This is a genomic window from Brevirhabdus sp. (assembly GCF_052826345.1).
The window spans coordinates 1-20,211 of record NZ_JBRBUA010000030.1; the positions used below are offsets into that span (position 1 = coordinate 1).

20 protein-coding genes are annotated in these 20,211 nt (G+C 65.7%); 14 read left to right on the forward strand and 6 right to left on the reverse strand.

Going from position 1 to position 20,211, the window contains the following annotated elements:
• The 3 genes from hisG to hisS form a co-directional block, all read right to left on the reverse strand.
• Positions 1–425, reverse strand: a 425-nt coding sequence (gene hisG, locus ACU0BR_RS04715; RefSeq protein ID WP_446155696.1) for an ATP phosphoribosyltransferase, incomplete at its 3' end; no start/stop codon positions are given.
• The gene (locus tag ACU0BR_RS04720; RefSeq protein WP_446155697.1) at positions 422–1,525 is read right to left on the reverse strand and encodes an ATP phosphoribosyltransferase regulatory subunit; all 1,104 of its coding nucleotides are present in this window, start codon (positions 1,523–1,525) and stop codon (positions 422–424) included. The genes hisG and ACU0BR_RS04720, both read right to left, overlap by 4 nt.
• Positions 1,516–3,039 carry a histidine--tRNA ligase gene (hisS, locus tag ACU0BR_RS04725; protein WP_446155698.1) on the reverse strand — a complete coding sequence of 508 codons (1,524 nt, stop codon included), beginning with the start codon at positions 3,037–3,039 and terminating at the stop codon, positions 1,516–1,518. The genes ACU0BR_RS04720 and hisS overlap by 10 nt, the downstream gene beginning before the upstream one ends.
• 158 nt (positions 3,040–3,197) lie before the next feature.
• On the opposite strand from hisS, the gene ACU0BR_RS04730 reads away from it, so the two are divergent.
• A complete protein-coding gene (locus tag ACU0BR_RS04730) occupies positions 3,198–3,404 on the forward strand; it encodes a SlyX family protein (protein WP_446155699.1) in 207 nt (68 codons plus the stop codon).
• 61 nt (positions 3,405–3,465) lie between these two features.
• On the opposite strand, the gene ACU0BR_RS04735 is transcribed toward ACU0BR_RS04730, so the two are convergent.
• Both ACU0BR_RS04735 and ACU0BR_RS04740 read right to left on the reverse strand, forming a co-directional pair.
• A complete protein-coding gene (locus ACU0BR_RS04735) occupies positions 3,466–4,836 on the reverse strand; it encodes a UbiA family prenyltransferase (protein ID WP_446155700.1) in 1,371 nt (456 codons plus the stop codon).
• Entirely contained in the window at positions 4,833–5,792 is a 960-nt protein-coding gene (locus ACU0BR_RS04740; protein ID WP_446155701.1) for a lytic transglycosylase domain-containing protein, read from the reverse strand. Before ACU0BR_RS04740 ends, ACU0BR_RS04735 begins: the two co-directional genes overlap by 4 nt.
• A 410-nt stretch (positions 5,793–6,202) precedes the next feature.
• Here ACU0BR_RS04740 and ACU0BR_RS04745 point away from each other — a divergent pair, with 410 nt between their 5' ends.
• The 11 genes from ACU0BR_RS04745 (at position 6,203) to ACU0BR_RS04795 (ending at position 16,564) form a co-directional block, all read left to right on the forward strand.
• Positions 6,203–6,370, forward strand: coding sequence for a Flp family type IVb pilin (locus tag ACU0BR_RS04745; protein WP_446155702.1), 168 nt, complete (start codon positions 6,203–6,205; stop codon positions 6,368–6,370).
• Between the two features lie 218 nt (positions 6,371–6,588).
• Positions 6,589–7,437 (forward strand): Flp pilus assembly protein CpaB, encoded by an 849-nt coding sequence (cpaB, locus tag ACU0BR_RS04750; protein WP_446155703.1) that lies wholly within the window; start codon positions 6,589–6,591, stop codon positions 7,435–7,437.
• A 195-nt stretch (positions 7,438–7,632) separates the two neighbouring features.
• Complete coding sequence (locus ACU0BR_RS04755) at positions 7,633–9,054, forward strand: type II and III secretion system protein family protein (protein ID WP_446155704.1); 1,422 nt, start codon at positions 7,633–7,635, stop codon at positions 9,052–9,054.
• Between the two features lie 5 nt (positions 9,055–9,059).
• Complete coding sequence (locus ACU0BR_RS04760) at positions 9,060–9,707, forward strand: OmpA family protein (RefSeq protein ID WP_446155705.1); 648 nt, start codon at positions 9,060–9,062, stop codon at positions 9,705–9,707.
• 180 nt (positions 9,708–9,887) lie between these two features.
• The gene (locus ACU0BR_RS04765) at positions 9,888–11,141 is read left to right on the forward strand and encodes an AAA family ATPase (protein WP_446155706.1); all 1,254 of its coding nucleotides are present in this window, start codon (positions 9,888–9,890) and stop codon (positions 11,139–11,141) included.
• Positions 11,142–11,161: 20 nt separating this feature from the next.
• Positions 11,162–12,610 (forward strand): CpaF family protein, encoded by a 1,449-nt coding sequence (locus ACU0BR_RS04770; protein WP_446155707.1) that lies wholly within the window; start codon positions 11,162–11,164, stop codon positions 12,608–12,610.
• A gap of 6 nt (positions 12,611–12,616) precedes the next feature.
• Positions 12,617–13,585, forward strand: coding sequence for a type II secretion system F family protein (locus ACU0BR_RS04775; protein WP_446155708.1), 969 nt, complete (start codon positions 12,617–12,619; stop codon positions 13,583–13,585).
• Positions 13,586–13,595: 10 nt separating this feature from the next.
• The gene (locus tag ACU0BR_RS04780; protein WP_446155709.1) at positions 13,596–14,594 is read left to right on the forward strand and encodes a type II secretion system F family protein; all 999 of its coding nucleotides are present in this window, start codon (positions 13,596–13,598) and stop codon (positions 14,592–14,594) included.
• A 27-nt stretch (positions 14,595–14,621) separates the two neighbouring features.
• A complete protein-coding gene (locus ACU0BR_RS04785; protein WP_446155710.1) occupies positions 14,622–15,197 on the forward strand; it encodes a tetratricopeptide repeat protein in 576 nt (191 codons plus the stop codon).
• Between the two features lie 11 nt (positions 15,198–15,208).
• Complete coding sequence (locus ACU0BR_RS04790; protein WP_446155711.1) at positions 15,209–16,057, forward strand: tetratricopeptide repeat protein; 849 nt, start codon at positions 15,209–15,211, stop codon at positions 16,055–16,057.
• 6 nt (positions 16,058–16,063) lie between these two features.
• Positions 16,064–16,564 (forward strand): prepilin peptidase, encoded by a 501-nt coding sequence (locus ACU0BR_RS04795; RefSeq protein ID WP_446155712.1) that lies wholly within the window; start codon positions 16,064–16,066, stop codon positions 16,562–16,564.
• Here the strand turns inward: ACU0BR_RS04795 and ACU0BR_RS04800 are convergent.
• Complete coding sequence (locus ACU0BR_RS04800) at positions 16,531–18,270, reverse strand: hypothetical protein (RefSeq protein ID WP_446155713.1); 1,740 nt, start codon at positions 18,268–18,270, stop codon at positions 16,531–16,533. The two genes, ACU0BR_RS04795 and ACU0BR_RS04800, sit on opposite strands and share 34 nt — an antisense overlap.
• 155 nt (positions 18,271–18,425) lie before the next feature.
• Between ACU0BR_RS04800 and ACU0BR_RS04805 the strand changes: the two genes are divergently transcribed.
• Positions 18,426–19,736 (forward strand): ATPase, encoded by a 1,311-nt coding sequence (locus tag ACU0BR_RS04805; RefSeq protein ID WP_446155714.1) that lies wholly within the window; start codon positions 18,426–18,428, stop codon positions 19,734–19,736.
• A gap of 133 nt (positions 19,737–19,869) precedes the next feature.
• On the forward strand, positions 19,870–20,211 hold a 342-nt coding region (locus ACU0BR_RS04810; protein ID WP_446155715.1), incomplete at its 3' end, for a DEAD/DEAH box helicase.

Below are 20,211 nucleotides of genomic sequence, written 5' to 3' on the forward strand. Positions count from 1 at the left end.
ACCAGCCGGTGGTATTTCGTCGCGATCCGCAATCGGAACCCGTGGCGCGCGCGAAAGGCCGCCGCGACCGCATCCAGATCGTCCAGCGTGGACACGTCGATCCAGGCCTTGGGCACCGCGATGACCAGATCGGCATGGCCAAAGCCCAGTTCTTCCAGCTCTTCGACCCGGCTGTCCCAGGCGGCCAGCTTTTCGCGCACCATGTCCGATCCGGTCACACCAAGGTGGATACGTCCGGCGGCCAGCTCGCGCGGGATCTCTCCGGCCGACAGCAGCACCAGCTCGACACCGCGCACACCTTCGACCACGCCGGAATATTCGCGCTCCGACCCGTTGCGCGCCACCTGGATACCCCGCTCCGCGAACCAGGCGAAGGTCTTCTCCATCAGCCGCCCCTTGGACGGCACGCCGAGTTTCACGCTCATGCCCCCGCCTCCCGCTGCGCACGGGTCAGCTCGGGGCGGATGACGCCGCCCACCGCGGGGATGGCACGGCCCTGCCCCAGCACGCGGGTCAGCGCGTCATAGCGGCCGCCGGTCGCGACGGGGGGCAGATCGGCCCGGTCGGCCACAGAGAACCCGAAGACGAAGCCGTCGTAATATTCCATCGTGGTGCGCCCATAGCTTGCTTCGAACTCCAGCCGGTCGACGGCCACGCCACGCGCCGCCAGCGCCTCCAGCCGCCGCTCCATCAGATCGAGCGCGGGGGTGATGCGCGGCAGATCGACGGCCATGTCGCGCATGTGCGACAGCGCGTTCGGAGCGGTCTCGCGCACCGCGGCCAGGTCTTCCAGCACGCCGGTCTGCTCGGACGACAAGGGCGGGGTCCGGACCTCCTCGCGCAGGGCCAGCAGGCGCGCGCGGATCTCTTCGGCGCCGCGCAGGCCGATCTGCGGACCCGCCTGCGACAGCAGCCCGTCGATATCGTCCTCCAGCAGCGCCAGGCGCGACGGATCCGGCGGGGTGATCCCCGCGAAGCGTTCCAGCAAGGCACGGAACCGCCGGGGGCGCCAGATGTGGCGCAACAACGCATCCCTGCGCCCGCGCGTGGTTTCCAGCCCCTCGACCGCGGCGCGCAGGATGCCGATATCACCCGTCGACGCGCGCAGGTTCAAACCGCTCAGCGCGCGCTGCACCAGATCGAACACCTCGGCGTCGGCGCGGGCCGGATCGCTCCCGCCGAAGATCTCGAGCCCCACTTGCAGATATTCCGCCGCACGCTCGGCGCTGGCTTCCTGCTTGCGAAAGACCTCGCCGGCATAGGTGTAGCGCGCGGGATCGGCGCCGCCCTGCATATGCATCTGCACCACCGGCACGGTGAAATCCGGGCGCAGCATCCGCTCGCCGCGCAGCGGGTCGGCGGTGACATAGGCGCGCGCGCGGATGTCTTCGCCGTAAAGATCCAGCAGGGTTTCGGCCGGTTGCAGGATGTCGGTTTCCACCGGCTGCGCGCCCGCATCCAGAAACACCGCCTGCAGGCGCGCGGCCTCGGCGCGCAGCTCCAGCTTGGGCGGGCTCACTCCCATTCCAGGCTCTCCGCCGCGCCTGCGATCATCTCGCCCACCCGGGCGGCCAGCTCGGCGCGCGGCACCTCGATTTGCGCGGGCTGGCTTTTCCATTCCTCCAGCGTGGCGCTTTCGGCAATCTTCGCGCCCAGCGCCAGATCCTTCAGCTGCACGACGCCGCGCGCGGCCTCGTCCTCGCCCTGGATCACCGCCACGGGCGCGCCACGCCGGTCGGCGTATTTCAACTGATTGCCGAAGTTCTTGGGATTGCCCAGGTAGACCTCGGCCCGGATGCCCGCGGCGCGCAGCTCGGCCACCATGGACTGATAGTCGGCCATCCGTGCACGATCCATCACCGTCACCACCACCGGTCCGGCGCTGTCGCTGCCCACCCGGCCCTTGGCGCGCAGCGCGGCCAGCAGCCGGTCGACACCGATGGACACGCCCGTCGCCGGCACCGCCTGCCCGGTGAACCGCTTGACCAGATCGTCATAGCGCCCGCCCCCCGCGACCGAGCCGAATTGCCGCAGGCGGCCCTTCTCGTCCTCGATCCGAAAGGTCAGCTCCGCTTCGAAGACGGGGCCGGTGTAATACCCCAGCCCGCGCACGACCGAGGGATCGATCTCGATCCGGTCGGGGCCGTAGCCCTGCGCGGCCAGCAGGGTGGCGATCTCTTCCAGCTCGTCCACGCCTTCACGGCCTGTCGCGCTGTCGGCGACCAGCTCGCGCAGGCGCGAGACGGTCGCGGCGCCATCCGCGCCCCTGGCGGCCATGAAGCCCATCACCGCGTCGGCCTGCGCCGGGGCCAGGTTGGCCCCCTTGGTGACATCGCCCGATGCATCCTCGCGCCCCTCGCCCAGAAGGGCGCGCACGCCGTCGGGGCCCAGCCGGTCGAGCTTGTCGATCGCGCGCAGCACGATGCCGCGCTCCTGCGCGAAGCGGTCGGGATCGGCGGGGTCGAGCACGCCCGCGACCTCCATCACCCCATTCAGCACCTTGCGGTTATTGACCCGCACGATGTAGTCGCCGCGGGGAATGCCGACCTCCTCCAGCGTGTCGGCCAGCATCGCGCAGATCTCCGCGTCGGCGGCGACGCTCGCGGCGCCGACGGTATCCGCGTCACATTGATAGAACTGCCGGAACCGCCCCGGCCCCGGCTTTTCGTTGCGCCAGACCGGGCCCATCGCATAGCGGCGATAGGGCGTCGGCAGGTCGTGGCGGTGCTGGGCATAGACCCGCGCCAGCGGCGCCGTCAGATCGTAGCGCAGCGCCAGCCAGTCGCCCCTGTCGTTCTCGTCGGCCTCCTGCCACGCGAAGACACCCTCATTCGGGCGGTCCACATCGGGCAGGAATTTTCCCAGCGCCTCCACCGTTTCCACGGCCGAGCTTTCCAGCGCGTCGAAGCCGTAGCGATGATAGACCGCGGCGATGCGGTCCAGCATGGTCTTGCGCTGCGCCACCTCGGCGCCGAAATAATCGCGAAAGCCCTTGGGCGTTTCGGCCTTGGGGCGGGGGGTCTTTTTGGGCTTCGCCATGAAATTCGGTCCTTGCGGCCAGTTCAGCGCTGTCGCGGCTGCGTTTATATGGGCTGGACGAAGGGGGCAAGCCGCAGGCACAAGCTGCGCGTCCGCGATAACGCCAGCCGCGTCATGCCGCCAGACGCCCGGCACAGCCGCACATGAGGATCAGACATATGACCGACGCCATTTTGCATCTGGAAGAACGCGCAGCCCACCTGGAACGCATGCTGGAGGACCTGTCAGAGGTGGTCGCGCGGCAAGAGGCGCAGATCGCCCGCCTGGAACGCCGCGTCGACATGCTGCTGCACCGCGCCGCCGAACGGGAATCGCAAGAGGACGGATCGCTGCCGCTGGCCGACCAGCGCCCGCCGCATTGGTAGGCACCCGCGGCCGCCCTGCCCCCGCTGTCGCCGCAACGGCGCGCCCGGCCGGTCCGCGCGCTCAGACAATCAGCCCGGCGGCGTAGAACATCAGCGTCAGCGTGAACACCAGCATGCTCAACCCGTAGCGGTCTCGCATCGCGAAGACGATCGGGTCGTGGTCCTGCTTGCCCGCATAGCCCAGCCAGACCATCCGCACCAGCCAGCCCGCAATCGGCACCAGCGACACCCACATGATCCATTGCACCGGATAAAGCGACAGCGCGTGGTCGGTGAAGCTGTAGAGGAAAAACACCACCAGCGCCGCCACCGTGCCCAGAGAAGCCACATTCAGCAAATCGCCGCGGTCGCCGCGCGCATAGCCCCGCCCCGGCAGCCGCGCATCCGATGTGGCCAGCGTCAGCTCGGTCAGACGTTTGACAGATGCCAACGTCAGAAAGACGGGATAGATGAACACCAGCAGATAGCCGGTGGTCATCACCTGCGCGGCCAGCGCCCCCGCCACCACCCGCAGCGTGTAAAGCGCGGCGAGCGTCGCGATGTCGATCCAGCGCATACGCTTGAGTTTCAGCGAATAGCCGAGCGACAGCGCCATGTAGACGCCGATCAGCAGCAGGAACGCCGGGTTGAGCAGTCCCGCCAGCGCCAGCGCCAGCCCGCCCAGCCCCAGCGCGCAGGCCGCGCCGACCCCCAGAGGCACCGCGCCCGAGGCGAAGGGGCGGTTGCGTTTCGTCACATGCTGCCGGTCGGCGTCCAGATCCAGCAGGTCGTTGAGCACATAGATACAGGATGCGGCGGCGGAAAACGCCACCATCCCCAGCAGCACCGGCAACAGCGCGGCGGCATCGAAACGATGCGCGGCCACGACGGGCAGCAACAGCAGGATATTCTTGACCCATTGATGCGGCCGGAGTGCCCGGCCCAGATCCCGCAGGCGCCAGCGCACGGCAGCCGACCGCGGCGCGCGCGGCACGGCGCCTGCGCTGTCCGGGCCCGGCATAAGGTCGGGCATGACATCCCCGCCACGCGACTGCGCGACCACCGCGACACCGCCCAGCCCGTGCGCGGCCAGAAGCCTGCGCATCTGGTCCACCGGGCGGCGCGCCTGCACGACGGTGGGAATGCCCGCCTCGACGGAACGGCGCAGCTCCGCCAGCGTGTCGCGACAGACCGGCAGACGCCGCAAGCGGTCTTCGTCCAACTCGGGCAACTCGGGCAGGTCGGGCAGGTCGGGCAGCGCTTGCCGGGTTCCGTGGACGCCCTCCCCGTGCCCGCCCTCCCCGTGCCCGCCTCTTCGTCGCAGCCGCGCGCCCAGCAGCGCCACCGTCGAAAGCGGCGCCGCACCCAGCGCCGAGAGGAACCTTTCCGCCCGCAGATCGGATTTCAGCAGGTCCCGGTCGCCATGCACGACGGTAGTGCGCGCAATATTCATCCCCGCGCCTCCGTCCCGGCGAAAACGCAGCCGTCGCCCGCCAGCTGCGGCGGCGTCACGCAAAGGCCGCGTGCGACGTTCCAAGCGGAAATGACCTTCGGCACGTAGTCGCGCGTCTCGGCATAGGGCGGCACGCCCTCATATCTGGCGACCGCGTTCTCGCCCGCATTATACCCCGCCAGCGCGAGAACCGTATCGCCGTCGAACCGCTCGATCAGCCAGTCCAAGTAGGCCACGCCGCCCTTGATGTTTTCCTGCGCGACCGAGGCATCGACGCCGAAGCGCGCGGCGGTGTCGGGCATCAGCTGCATCAACCCGCGCGCGCCCTTGCTGCTGCTCGCCTCCTCGCGCCCGTCCGATTCGACGGCGATCACCGCCAGCACCAGCGCGGGCGACACTTTCGTGCCCACCGTGGCCAGCAGGATATCGCGGCCGAAGGCGCGGGCGATCATCTGCATGTCCTGCAAGCGGGGCGACGCGATGGCGCCGCCCTCGGGCGCGGCCGAAAGCGCCTTTATCGCCACCTGGAACCGCGCGGGCGAGGCATCGCGCAACGTGGGCGACACCGCCTGCCAGAACCAGGCGGTCCGGGACGGTTTGGGAGGGGCCGGATCGGCAGGCAGCGACACGCGCAACGCGCGCTCCTGTTCTTCGGGCACGATCTGCACGGTGATGCGCCGCGCCGCGCCCGACCGGGGCGGACGAACCCGCTTGAAGGTAAAGGCAGGCGCAGCCGATGGCCGAACCGGCGCGCCCGTCCCCGTCGTGATGCCGGTCGTGACGCCAGCCGCGATGCCCGCCGCGGTCTCGGCCCGGCTCCCGGCGGACCCGATCCTGGTCCGGCTTTCGTCGGAGGACCGGGGTGCGGCCCCTGCCGCGCCGATGCTCGGAAGGCCCTGCGCCTGCACGCCGCCCGCGGCACAAAGCGCCATCATAAGGGTCGCCGATTTCAACATTGCCTGCGGCTCCTGCTCTGGCCCGTGCGCGGGGCGGTATCCGGTCTTCGGGCCGCTTGCGCCGCCCCGCCTCGATTTCCCACCTGATCCGACGCTTGCAAATCTGTGGTTCAAAAACCACTTCTTTCGCCCCGCGCCGCTGCCGCGGCCTTGCTTTTGGCCGTCGAAATAGCACGCGCGCAACAGTTATACGCGCAAAATTCAAAATAATTTTCATCGTTATCAACGCCTTGAATGTGAAATTTTAGGTTTTTCCGCACGATGCAAAAATGCACAGAATGCGCCAAACTCTTGCCCCAATCATTCGGCTAATTAGTCCCATACCGCAGCGACGACGTGTCGAGAGGCAGGCAATAAGGCGCATCGGTTACGTGGAAACCTGATCGAACTTATCCTTGGAGGGATACAAAATGAAACTTTTCAAATTTGCAAAAGACGAAGACGGCGCAGTCACGGTTGACTGGGTCGTGCTGACCGCAGCCATCGTCGGCCTGGGCGCCGTGGTTCTGACCAGCGTCAAGGGCGGTGTGACCGCGCTGGCCACCGACATCTCGTCGGATCTGGTCAAACTGAAGTAATCTTTGCCACGCGCATGAAAGAGGCCGCGCCCCACGGGTGCGGCCTCTTTCATGTTGCCGCCGCCGTTCTGGTGCCGCCTTCGCGAGATCCTTCGATTCACCGCCAAGCCACCACGGTTTCGCCCAATTCCGCCCCTATCCTGAAATGACGTAACGAGTGTGCCGCCCTGACTTCCCCCCGGAAGCCAGCTTTGTCGGCGAGACGAAAGGACAAAACGATGAGATTTGTTTTCGGACTGGTTCTTATCCTGGGCGTGGGCCTTGCGGGTTTCGCGGTGTTCATGGCGCAGGGCCGGATAAGTCAATATCAGTCGGCATTGGCCCAGCAACAGGCCGAGATCCGCAAGAAGGTCCCGCTGGAGGATGTCTATGTCGCCACGCGCGTGCTCGAATACGGTGAGCGCGTGACCAAGGAAGACGTCAAGCTGGTCCCCTTTCCGGTCAGCTCGGTCCCCGAGGGCGCGTTCCGGACCGAAGCCGAGCTGTTCCCCGGCGATGGTGACAAGCCGCGCTTTGTGGTGCGCCAGATCGAGGACAAGGAAGTGCTCATGGCGCTGAAAGTCACCGAACCGGGCGAGGACGCGGGCGTGTCTTCGCGTCTGGCCAAGGGGATGCGGGCCTTCGCGATCCGCGTGGACGTGGCGACGGGGGTGTCGGGCTTCCTGCGTCCGGGCGATCATGTGGACATCTACTGGTCCGGCGGCGGCGCGGGCGATGGCGGCGGCGACACGATCACCAAGCTGATCGAGGCGGGCGTCAAGCTGATCGCGATCGACCAGACCTCGGACACCAGCCGCAACAACCCGCTGATCGCGCGCACCGTGACGGTCGAGCTGAGCCCGCAGCAGGTCGCGGCGCTGGCCCAGGCGCAAAGCACCGGGCGGCTGTCGTTGTCGCTGGTGGGCACGCAGGACGACAGCATTGCCCAGGCGGCGGACGTGAACCAGCGCACGCTTCTGGGGATCGTCGACGAAAAGGTCGTCGAAGCCAAGAACCCCGAGGTCTGCACGATCCGCACCCGGCGCGGCGCGGAAGTGGTGGAAATACCGATTCCCTGCTCCAACTAGACCAAATTGTTTTCGGCAGATGCCGCCCCCGGGGGCGGCATCTGTGTCTTTTGGGCGACAGGGGAAAGCCTCAACTCAGGGCGCAAGACCGTCGGTCAGCCCTTTGATTCTTGCAAATTAAAGCCGTTTCCGCCATCGTCGCCTCAATCATGGGCGAAAAGACCCGTTTGAACAGTGATCGGAGAGGCAGGTCACATGCGTATCAAGAGCTTTCTTTGGGCAGCGGCCTGCGGCGTTGCCGTAGCGGCGGGCGGCCCCACCGGCCCGGCCGACGCCCAGGTGCTGCGGGTCATGCAGGGCGATGTCGCCCGCGTGCTGAATGTCCCCATGAACCGTGCGGTCGTCGTCGAAAGCGACAGCCCCTTCGCGGAACTGTCAGTGGCCAATCCGGGCATTGCCGACATTGCGACGCTGTCGGACAAATCCATCTACGTGCTGGGCAAGACGCCCGGCCGCACCACCCTGACGCTGCTGGGTCCCAACGGTCGGCTGATCGCCAATGTCGAGGTGCGGGTGACCCCCGACATCGCGGAATTCAAGGAACGGCTACAACAGATCCTTCCCGGTGAACGCATCGAGGTGCGCACCGCCAACGACGGCATCGTGCTGTCGGGGCTGGTGTCCTCCACCGCGCGGCTGGACCGGGCGCTGGAACTGGCGCAGCGCTATGCGCCCGACCGGGTGTCGAACCTGATGTCGGTGGGCGGCAACCAGCAGGTCATGCTGAAGGTCCGCTTCGCCGAAATGCAGCGTTCCGTCAGCAAGAACCTGACCGCATCGCTGGGCGTGTCCAACCTGGGCGCCAGCGGGGACGGCGCGGCGCTGGGCTCGCAGAAATTCAGCTCCAACAACACGTTCACCGCGCCCAACGCCAGCGCGCCAGCGTCGAACCCCGGCCGCGCCGGGGCGTTCTCGCTCGGCTTTTCGGCCGGCAGCCTGCAATTCGCCGTGCTGCTGGAGGCGCTTGAATCCAAGGGTGTCGTGCGCACCCTGGCCGAACCCAACCTGACCGCGCTTTCGGGCCAGGAGGCCACGTTCCTCGCCGGCGGCGAATACCCGATCCCCGTCGTCGACGGCCAGGGCAACGTGGCCATCGAATACAAGCCCTTCGGCGTGCAGCTCGGCTTCACGCCGCGCGTGGTGGACAAGGACGTCATCAACCTGGAAATGAAGGCGACGGTCAGCAGCATCGACACCACGGTGACGGTGCAGAACGGCGGCTTTTCGGTCAACGCGTTTTCCAAGCGCGAGGCGTCCACCACGGTGGAAATGCGCGACGGCGAAAGCTTTGCCATTGCCGGGCTGTTGCAGGATGACTTCACCGATCTCAACAGCCAGGTGCCGTGGCTGGGCGACATCCCGATCCTTGGCGCGCTGTTTCGCAGCGCCGATTATTCGCGCCGCCAGAGCGAGCTTGTGATCATCGTGACGCCGCATCTCGTCAGCCCCACGCGGGGCGAGGCGCTGGCCCTGCCGACCGACCGCATCCAGCTGCCCAGCGAACGTGAGCTGTTCCTGTCGGGCAAGGTCGTGGGCGGTGCCAAGCCGCAAAAAGGTCCGGCCGGCGAAGTCGCGCGGCAGGATTTCTCGGGCTCTTACGGCTATGTGATGGAGTGATGGCGATGAGCGGCGGATATTTTCGACGGATCGGCGTCCTGGCCCTGGCGGGCGCGGTGTCCGCCTGTAGCCTGATCACCGACCGCGAAGCGGGCTACGTGCTGGACGAGGGCAATTTCGGCAACCCGACCATGAACAACGAGCTGGTGCAGACCGGGCGCCAATCTGCCCGGATCAGCCTGGCGCGCCGCTTTGCCGCCGAGGTCGATTCCACCATCAACTTCCCCTTCAACAGCAGCCGCCTGGATGCCGCATCGCGCGCGACCCTGCGCCGTCAGGCCAGCTGGATCCAGCAATTCCCCGAGGTGAAATTCCGCGTCTACGGGCACACCGATCTGGTCGGCTCGGCCGCCTACAACAAGCGGCTGGGTCTGCGCCGGGCGCAGGCCGCGCTCAACTATCTGGTCGCGCAGGGCGTCAGCCGCTCGCGATTGCAGGCGCTGGCCTCTTACGGCGAGACGCGGCCGCTCGTGGCCACGTCGGAGCCCGAGCGCCGCAACCGGCGCACCGTGACCGAAGTGTCGGGATTCGTCGGCTCCCATCCGATGGTTCTGAACGGCAAATACGCCGAAGTCATCTTCCGCGAGTACGTCAAGAGCGCCAAGCCCGCTCAGGGTAGTGCAGCCGCCCAGGCAGCCCCCGCAGCCCCCTAAAACAAATACCTATTTGGCCCTAATCCTGCCCCAGTTTTCCGGCAGTTTCGTCGGAGAACACATGCAGCATCCAGTTTCGGGATCGCCATGTACGTGACCGGGGGCGGCACTTAGATGCGGAAGAATAATCCGCACATTGTCGTAGCCCCGAGCAGAGCAGAGTATGAGGGTACGATCAACATGACCAGTAATGCGTCCGAAGCCACCGCAGCGCCAATTTCGGCCTGCACGCTGGCCCGCGATATCCAGGAATTTGAACTTCTGATCGAAGAGATGGAAACCGAACTGGGCGACCGTTGGGGTGATCTGGATTTCGACGACGCCGCTGAATTCTTCTCCATGCCCGATGCGGACAATCTGGAGTTCATCGCCCTGGCGATCGACGACACCGATCGCGGCCGCGTCGCCGATATCTGCGACATCATCCAGATCGCCAAGGACGCGGACATCAAGGTCATCCTGGTGACCAAGGACGTCAGCCCGGCGATGCTGCACCAGATGCTGCGCATCGGCGCCGACGATTTCCTGCCCTACCCGCTGCCCGACGGCGCGCTGCACGACGCGATCGAACGCCTGCGCCGCCCCGAGCCCGAGGCGATGCAGGTCGTGCAGATGCACAGCACCCCGGCCGATTCCACGCTGGTGCAAAGCGCGCCGCGCAACGGGTCGCTCTTTGCCATCCACGGGCTGGCGGGCGGTGTGGGCGCGTCGATGCTGGCGACAAATCTGGCGTGGGAACTGGCGACAGTGTCGAAATCCGACAGCCCGCGCGTCTGCCTGATCGACCTCGACCTGCAATTCGGCGCCGTATCGACCTATCTGGACCTGCCCCGCAAGGAGGCCGTGTTCGAGCTGTGGTCCGACACCGAGGCGGTCGATTTCGAAGCCTTCCGCGCCGCGTTGACCACCTATGAGCAAAAGTTGCAGGTGCTGACCGCGCCCGGTGAGATCCTGCCGCTCGACATGATCACGCCCGAGGATGTCAACACGATCATCGAAAAGGCCAAGGCGCAGTTCGATTATGTCATCGTGGACATGCCCAGCACGCTGGTGCAATGGACCGAAACGGTCCTGGAACACGCCGATGTCTATTTCTCTCTGCTCGAGATGGACATGCGCTCCGCCCAGAACACGCTGCGCATGGTCCGCGCGTTGAAATCCGAGGATCTGCCCTTCGAGAAGCTGAAATACGTGCTGAACCGCGCCCCCGGCTTTACCGATCTGTCGGGCAAGGCACGGATCAAGCGGATGGCCGACAGTCTGGACATCGACCTGGAGGTGCAGATTCCCGACGGCGGCAAGGCCGTGGTGCAGGCCTGCGATCACGGCAAGCCGCTGGCGACCAATGCCGCCAAAAACGCGGTACGCAAGGAAATTTCCAAACTGGCGAAATCCATTCACGACATCGCGGCCGCCACGCACGAAGCGGCCTGAGCCAAAAGGCGGAGCAGAGCATGTTTGCACGATACAAAAAGGACGTGCCGCAAAAGACCGGCGCGGTGGCAGCGGTCCCGATCCAGGGAACCCAGGCGCGTGCGAAAGCCGCCGCGCCGCTCAAGGCGCCGAAACAGACCGCGCAACCCGCGCCGCGCGCGCCCGCCAAGGCCGCCCCCGTCGACAAGGAACAAAAGCGCCGCGAAAAGCTTACCGAGGTCAAGGTCGAGCTGCACAAGCGGTTGCTCGAATCGCTGAACCTGTCCGCGCTGGAACACGCTTCGGAAGCCGACCTGCGCCAGGAGATCGCGGCGATTTCCGCCGAGGCGCTGGACGAGATGAGCGTCGTGCTCAACAAGGAAGAACGCTTCGCGCTGCATCAGGATCTCTATGACGAGGTCACCGGCCTCGGCCCGCTGGAGCCGCTGTTGAAGGACGAGACGGTCAACGACATCCTGGTGAACGGCCCGAAACGCGTCTTCGTGGAGCGCAACGGCAAGCTGACGCTGTCCGAGACGACGTTCCGCGACGAAAAGCACCTGCTGCGGATCATCGACAAGATCGTGTCGGCGGTGGGCCGCCGCGTGGACGAATCGAATCCCTATGTCGACGCCCGCCTGGCCGACGGCTCGCGCTTCAACGCGATGGTGCCGCCGATCGCGGTGGACGGCTCGCTCGTGTCGATCCGCAAGTTCAAGAAGGAAAAGCTGGGCATCCCCGATCTGGTGCGCTTTGGCGCCTTCTCCGAACAGATGGCGCAATACCTGCAAGCCGCGGTCGCCTGCCGGCTGAACATCATCGTCTCGGGCGGCACCGGCTCGGGCAAGACGACGACGCTGAACGCGCTGTCGTCCTTCATCGACAATTCCGAACGCATCCTGACGATCGAGGACACCGCCGAGCTTCAGCTTCAGCAGGTCCACGTCGGCCGCATGGAAAGCCGCCCCGCCAACGTCGAGGGCAAGGGCGCCGTGTCGCAGCGCGACTGCCTCAAGAACGCGCTCAGGATGCGCCCCGACCGCATCATCGTGGGCGAAACCCGCGGCGAAGAGGTCATCGACATGCTGCAGGCGATGAACACCGGCCACGACGGGTCGATGACGACGATCCACGCCAACAGCGCGCGCGACGGTGTCTCGCGGCTGGAGAACATGATCGCGATGACCGGCATCGAAATGCCGATCAAGGCGGTACGCAGCCAGATCTCCTCGGCGGTCAACCTGATCGTGCAGGCCAGCCGCCTGCAAGACGGCTCGCGCCGGATGGTGTCGATCACCGAGGTGACGGGGATGGAAGGCGACGTGATCTCCATGCAGGAAGTGTTCCGCTATCAGCGCACCGGCCTGGCCCCCGACGGCAAGATCATCGGCCATTTCACCGCGACCGGCCTGCGGTCCCATTATGCCGACAGGTTCCGTCAATGGGGATATGACCTGCCGCCCAATCTTTACGAGCCTGTTTCGGAGTAACCAATCATGCAAATCGGAACAGAGCCACTGATCTACGGCCTGATCTTCATCGCCGTCCTGTTGCTGGTCGAGGGGCTTTACCTGACCGTCTTCGGCAAGTCGATCAGCCTGAACAACCGCGTCAACCGTCGGCTGGAGCTCATGGAAAAGGGCGGCGGCCGCGAGGAGGTGCTGGAACAGCTGCGCAAGGAGATGAGCCAGCACCTGAAGGCAAAACGCCTGCCGCTCTACGCGATCATCGCCGACAAGGCGCAAAAGGCCAACATCGCCTTCTCGCCGTCGCAGATCATGATGATCATGTTCGGGCTGACGGTGTTCAGCTTCATCGGCATGACCTACGGCACATCCGCCACGCTCCAGGTGCGGGCCCTGGTCTCCGCCGTGATGGGGGTGGGCGGGGTCTACATGTGGATCAACAGCAAGGCCAAGAAACGCATCGCGATGGTCGAGGAACAGCTGCCCGACGCGATTGAGCTCATGGTGCGCTCGCTGCGGGTGGGGCACCCGTTCTCGAACTCGATCGCCACCGTCGCAAAAGAGGTGGCGGACCCGCTGGGCAGCGAATTCGGCGTCATCGCGGATGAGGCCGCCTATGGGCGCGACATCACCGAAAGCCTGAAATCGCTGGCGGAGCGCATGGACATGCAGGATCTGCGGTTCCTTGCCGTGGCGGTATCGATCCAGCAGCAGTCGGGCGGCAACCTGGCCGAGATCCTCGGCGGTCTGGCAAAGGTCATCCGCGCGCGGTTCCGTCTGTTCCGCCGCGTGAAGGCCATCACCGCCGAGGCGAAATGGTCGGGCATGTTCCTGTCCGGCTTTCCGATAATGGCATTGCTGGCGATCAACGTCATCATGCCGGATTACTACGACGACGTGCAGAACACGGCCTATTTCATTCCGGCCTGCATCGTCGTGGGCCTGTTCCTGGCCGCCAACGTCGTGTTCATGCGCATCATGGTCAATATCAAGGTCTGAGGTGGAGAAAATGAAAATCCTTAATCAGATCAACCAGATGCTTGTCGAACAACTGGGCGAGATGGGTCCGCTGATCGCGGTCGGCGGGCTTGGCGCGGTGCTGGTGGTGGTTGCGATCCCCGCCTTTCTGCGCCCCAACAACGATCCGCTCAGCCGCCTGAAGGAGTCCACGAAGGCCCACAGGGACGCCGCGCCCGCGCCCGGCAAGGCCGACCAGAAGGCGCTGCGCAGCAAGCGCAATCCCAATTCCGAAAAGCTCGACAGATTCTCGGGCTTCCTCGAACCCCAGAACGCCGAGGAATATTCGGCCAACAGGCTCAAGCTGCTGCAAGCGGGCTATTCCTCGCGCTCGGCGGTGCAGACCTACCACTTCATGCAGTTCGCGCTCGGAATCGGCTTTCTGATCCTGGGGGTGCTCTATGCGATCATCACCGGCGACATGACCACCAAGAAGATGGTGCTGTCGGTGCTGGTGCCCGGCGGCGCGGGCTACATGCTGCCGCGCTACTGGGTCAATTCGCGCCGCAAGAAGCGTCAGGAGGAAATCGTCTCCGGCTTTCCCGACGCGCTGGATCTGATGCTGGTCTGCGTCGAGGCCGGACAATCGCTGGATCAGGCCATCATCCGCGTTGCCAAGGAAATCCGCGCGGGCTTTCCCGCGCTGGCCGACGAGCTTGAAATCGTCTCCTACGAAGTCAAGGCGGGCAAGGACAAGGTCAGTGTCCTCAAGGACATGGGCGAGCGCTGCGGCGTGGCGGACGTGTCCTCCTTCGTCACCGTGTTGATCCAATCGGCCGCTTTCGGCACCTCGATCGCCGAGGCGCTGCGGGTCTACGCCGAGGAAATGCGTGACAAACGCGTCATGCGCGCCGAGGAAAAGGCCAACGTGCTGCCGACGAAGTTGACGCTGGGCACGATGATGTTCACCGTGCCCCCGTTGATGATCATCCTGATCGGCCCCTCGATCTATGAAATCGTGCAGACGCTGGGCGGGGGCGTCGGCAAGTAGTCCAAGACAGAGGAAGCAGACCGCGTCATGCGAGCAGGCATTTTAATCGTGACGATGCTGGCGCTTTCAGGCTGCGGGACCGGGGGCACGCTCGCGCCCCGCTTCGTCGGACCCCAGCCGCCCAAGGGCGTCGCAACCCGAAGCGCGCCGGTCAGCGGACTGGTCGTCGGCCACCGCCTGATGGAGGCACAGCAATACGAACTGGCCCTCAAGGCCTATCTGCGCGCCGCCGGCACGCTGGGCGCCACGCCGCAGGTGCTGGCCTCGCTGGGGTCCGCCAACCTGCGGCTGGGGCGTCTGGGCCAGGCCGAGCGTCTGCTTCGGCAGGCGGTGCGCAGGGACCCGGCCTTGGTGCCCGCCTGGAACAATCTGGGCGTCGTGCTGATGGAATCCGGCCAGGCCCCCGAGGCGATGGAGGTCTTTCGCCGCGCCTATGCGCTGGATAGTGGCGGATCGGACGCCATCCGGGAAAATCTGAAGCTGGCTATCGCCAGGACGGAAAACACCCAATACGGTCGGGATACGGACAAGGAATTCGATCTGGTGCTGAACGCCAACGGGACATATCGCCTGATGACCGCGCCCCAGATCACCGAGCAGTAAAAGGACGCAAAATGCGCCACCCGGTTATTTTAGCGATGGGCCTCGGCCTGATTTTCGCCGTTTCCGCCTGTGAAAAATCGGGTGACGCCCAGGTCAAGCGCGCGCTCGACAGCGTGAATGTGATCGACGAGACCAACCTGAGCGAGATCATGTTGACCGTCGCCGACCCCAATGAAGCCGTCGACTACTTCAAGCGCAGCTCCGCCGCCAAGCCCGACCGCATCGACCTGCGCCGGGGGCTGGCGCAATCGCTCATCCGCGCGCAGCGCCCGGTGGAGGCCGTGGCCGTCTTCGACACGCTGACCTCGGGGGCCGATGCGGAAAATACCGACCGGGTGAATTACGCCGACGCGCTGATCCGCACCGGCGACTGGACCAAGGCAGAGGCCGAACTGCGCCGCGTTCCACCCACCTATGAAACCTACAAGCGCTATCGGCTGGAGGCGATGATCGCCGACAGCAAGAAGCAATGGAAGAAATCCGACGCCTTCTACGAAACCGCCGTGGGGCTGACCACGAAACCGGCGGGCGTGCTCAACAACTGGGGCTTTTCCAAGCTGACACGCGGCGATTACGAGGGCGCGGAGCGGTTGTTCGTCGAGGCGATCACCCATGACAGCACCCTGTTCACCGCCAAGAACAACCTGGTGCTGGCCCGCGGCGCGCAGGGGCGGTATCAACTGCCCGCGGTGCCGATGACCCAGATCGAAAAGGCGCAGCTTTTGCACACGCTCGCGCTGGCCGCGATCAAGAAGGGCGATGTCGCCACCGGCCGCGCCCTGCTGAAAGAGGCCATCGACACCCATCCCCAGTATTTCGAGGAAGCGGCCCGCAGCCTGCGCACGCTCGATCAGGCCTGACCGCCCGTGCTTGCAACGACGAGCGCACAGGCTGCCTGGCTGCTGCCCCTGACGATCCCGATCTGCATCTGGGTCGCCTGGAGCGACATGAAATTCATGCTGATCAAGAACCAGGCGGTGCTGGCGCTGATGGCGGTCTTCCTTGTGGCCGGGCTGATCGCCTTCCCGCTCGATGCCTACCTCTGGCGCTGGTCGCATTTCGCGGTGGTGATCGCGGCGGGCTTTGTCGCCAATGCGGCCGGGTTGATCGGCGCGGGGGACGCCAAGTTCGCGGCGGCCATGGCGCCGTTCATCGCGCGCCAGGACAGCGCGTTGCTGTTCATGATTTTCGCCTCCGTGCTGCTGGGGGCATTCGCCACGCACCGCCTGTTCCGGCTGGTGCCCGCCGTCCGGCGGATGACCCCCGACTGGACAAGCTGGGACAAGCAGGGCGATTTCCCGATGGGGCTGGCGCTGGCCGGGACGCTGCTGATTTACCTGGCGCTTTCGTTGCTGGCGGGGGGCTGATCCCCGGTACCCTGCGTGGTACTCTGCGCGGCCCCCTGCGCGGGCGGCTGAAGGCGATAAAGCGTCAGCCGGTCATTGCGCAGCACCTGCGTCATGCGCGCGCCGTAGCGTGCCTTGAGCCGCTGCATCACGATGCTGCGCACGTCGTCGCGGACCGCGCAGCGCGGCTCGACGACGAAACGCGCATCTTGCGCGCCGTCAATCTGCCCGTAGTTCCAGATGGCCGCCCCCGGTGCGGGCCTGCCCACCCCCATCAGCCATAGCGGAGAGAACACATCCGCCACGAAAACCGGCGCGTCGCCGGGCACGCCGTCGCGCAAATCCTCGGCCATGCGCTGGTAGAGCGTCACGACCCCGTCGAGTATCTGGCAATCGGCCGGATCGGCGGCACCGTCGCGCTGGCCCGGCCCTGGAACAGGCCGCGGATCGGACCCCGGATCGGACCCCGGATTGGGCACCGCGTCGCCCGCCCGACCCTCTTGCCCCTCGGTCGGCCCCTCCAGATACGCCACATACCGCACATCCGCCGCGCGCACGCCCAGAACGTAAAGATCGCGGGCCGCCGCCGCCTCGGGCAGCATATGCTGATACCGCCCGCGATCCTCCAGCGCCATGCGGAACGGGCTGGCCAGGTAATTCGCCCAGATCGAGGCTGCCAGCGCCAGCGACGCGACTCCCGCGGCCGTATAGGCCCGGCGCAGGTCCCAATCCCACTGGTTGCGCAGCAGGCGCAGCGGCGTCAGCGCAAAGATCAGCACCGCCAGCGCCAGCAGCCAGACCGGATCGTTTCCGAAATTCTGATAGCTCACATAGATGAACCCCGGCGCCAGCAACAGCAGGGCCAACCCCTCGATCCTGCGCGCGCCCTGCCGCAACAGGACGACGGAAAACAGCAGCACCGCGGTGGCCGCCACATATTGCGGAGCCAGCGCCACGCCCGCCAGATCCAGCCCCGGATAGGGGCGCACCGGCGATTGCAGAACGCTCAGCAGGTCGCCGACATAGGCCCACATGACATCCGGCCCCAAGGCCGTATTGACCATCAGGATCGCCAAGCTGCCCACGATCAGCGCCACCGCGATCGCCAGCACCTGCCCACGCAACGACAGCGCGATCACGATGGCGGGCAGAAAGGCCACCAGATAGGTCACCTTCAGCAGCCCCAGCCCCGACAGGCACAGCCCCAGCACAAGACCGTCCAGGATCTGGCTATGCCGATACGAAGGGCGCAGCACCGCCAGGATGATCGCCACGGTCGCCAGCGCCCAGGCCCAGCGGTTATAGTACATCGACACCGAAACATAGGCGTCCGCACCGCCATAGACCATCGCCAGCACCAGGCTCAGCACCCCCACACAGAGCAGGGCGGCGGGCGCGAAGCGCAAGCGCGACGCGGCAGCCCAGACCAGCGCGGGCCACAGCAGAACCGCCAGCCCCAGCTGCACCAGCACATAGGCCATGCCCACCGGCAAGCCCGCCCGCATGAGCGCGGCGATGGGGGCAAACGCCAGCAGGCCCAGCGGCGTCATGAAATCGCGGTGCGGCACGGCGCCCTCGGCCATCAGCACCGCGCCCTGCACCATGTGCAGCGCATCGGCTTCATGCTGGCTGAGGTAAAGCCCGCCCTTCAGCAACACGGGCGCGGCAAGGCTCAGGATCGTCGCGAAACACAACAGGATCAGGTTGAGGATGGATGCCCTGTTCATGTCTTGCCCCTGATCAATACGCGCGCGTCCTCCCCATGTCCCACACTCAACCCGCTGACGCCATTCAAAAGCCATAAATCCGGTGTGCAATCAGCTCAAAACGCGCGCCACAGCTCACGGCGCGCCCGGACACGCCGATTGCAAGGGGCAAGCGCATGAACATGGAAAACATCGCGGTCACCGCACCGCGCACGCCGCGCGGCTTGGACGACACCGGCCTGTCGAGCGTGATGATGCGCGACATCCTTCTGAAGACGATGTTCCGCAAGAACCTCGAATACAACACCGACATCGCCGCCGCCATCGCGATGCCGATCGCGCTGACCCAGGAATTGATCGACCTGTGCCGAACCCAGAACCTGATCGAGGCCACGGGCACGTTGCACGCCAATTCCGGCAGCGAAATGGGCTTCAAACTGTCGGAGGCAGGCAAATCCCGCGCGCTCGACGCGCTGTCGCAATCGGAATATTACGGCGCGATGCCCGTGCCGCTGGATGCCTACCGCGCGCAGGTCGAACGGCAATCCATCCGCAATATCGCGCTGACCCGCCAGCAGCTGACGCAATCCATGGGCCACCTGATCCTGCCGCCCACCCTGCTCGACCAGCTGGGCCCGGCGGTGACCTCGGGCCGGTCGATCCTGATGTACGGCCCCCCCGGCAACGGCAAATCCTCAATCTCCAACGGCATCCGCGACGCGCTCGGCGACAGGATCTACGTGCCCCGCGCGATCGAATATTCGGGCCAGATCATCTCGGTCTACGACCCCATCGTCCACAACGCCGCCGAGGAACTGGCGGATGATCCCACCGCCTTGCGGCGCAACTCCACCCGCTTTGACCGCCGCTACGTCTTTTGCGAGCGTCCCACCGTGGTCACGGGCGGCGAGCTCAAGCTTTCCATGCTCGATCTGAACTACAACCCCACCGCGCGCACGTATCAGGCGTCGCTGCAACTCAAGGCCACGGGCGGGGTGTTCATCGTGGACGATCTGGGCCGACAGGAAGAGCCCCCGCAAAGCCTGGTCAATCGCTGGATCGTCCCGCTGGAGGAAAACAAGGACATCCTCGCGCTGCAATCGGGCGAAAAATTCGAAGTGCCCTTCGACACGCTGGTGATCTTTTCCACCAACTTCCACCCCAATGAGATCTTCGACGGCGCGGCGCTGCGCCGGATCTTCTTCAAGATCAAGATCGACGGGCCGGACCAGCAGAATTTCCTCAAGATCTTCGCGCTCGTGGCCAAGAAGAAAAAAATGCCCCTAAACGAGCCCGCCCTGGTGCATCTGCTCAAGCGGAAATATCCGGCCATCGACAATAATTTCGCCAACTATCAGCCGGTCTTCCTGATCGACCAGATAATCGCGATCTGCGAGTTCGAGGGCATCCCCTATCAGATGACGCCCGAGCTGATCGACCGCGCCTGGGACAACATGTTCCTTAAGGATGAGACCATCGCGCGCTGATCCGCTCATTGTCGCCTAAATATCCCCGCCGGAGGCATCTGACGGCACCGCAGGCGCCATACCTCCGCGAATGCGGCGCCTGCGTCGCAGCGGCCCGGATGTAATTTCCGGCGCGCCGCCCTATTTGCTGGGCATGACACCCCTCCCCGCCTCCTTTCACGACTGGTTCGCCCGCCACGGCTGGTCGCTCCACCCGCATCAGCAGCAGATGCTGGACCGCGCGGACGCCCCCGCCCTGCTGCTGGTCGCGCCCACCGGCGGCGGCAAGACGTTGGCGGGGTTTCTGCCCACGCTGGCGGAACTGGCCGACGGCACGCATGATGGGCTGCACACGCTCTACATCTCGCCGCTCAAGGCGCTGGCCGCCGACATCCGGCGCAACCTCACCACCCCGGTGGAGGAGATGGGCCTGCCCATCCGCATCGAGGACCGCACCGGCGACACCTCCTACGCGCGCCGCCGCCGTCAGCGCGCC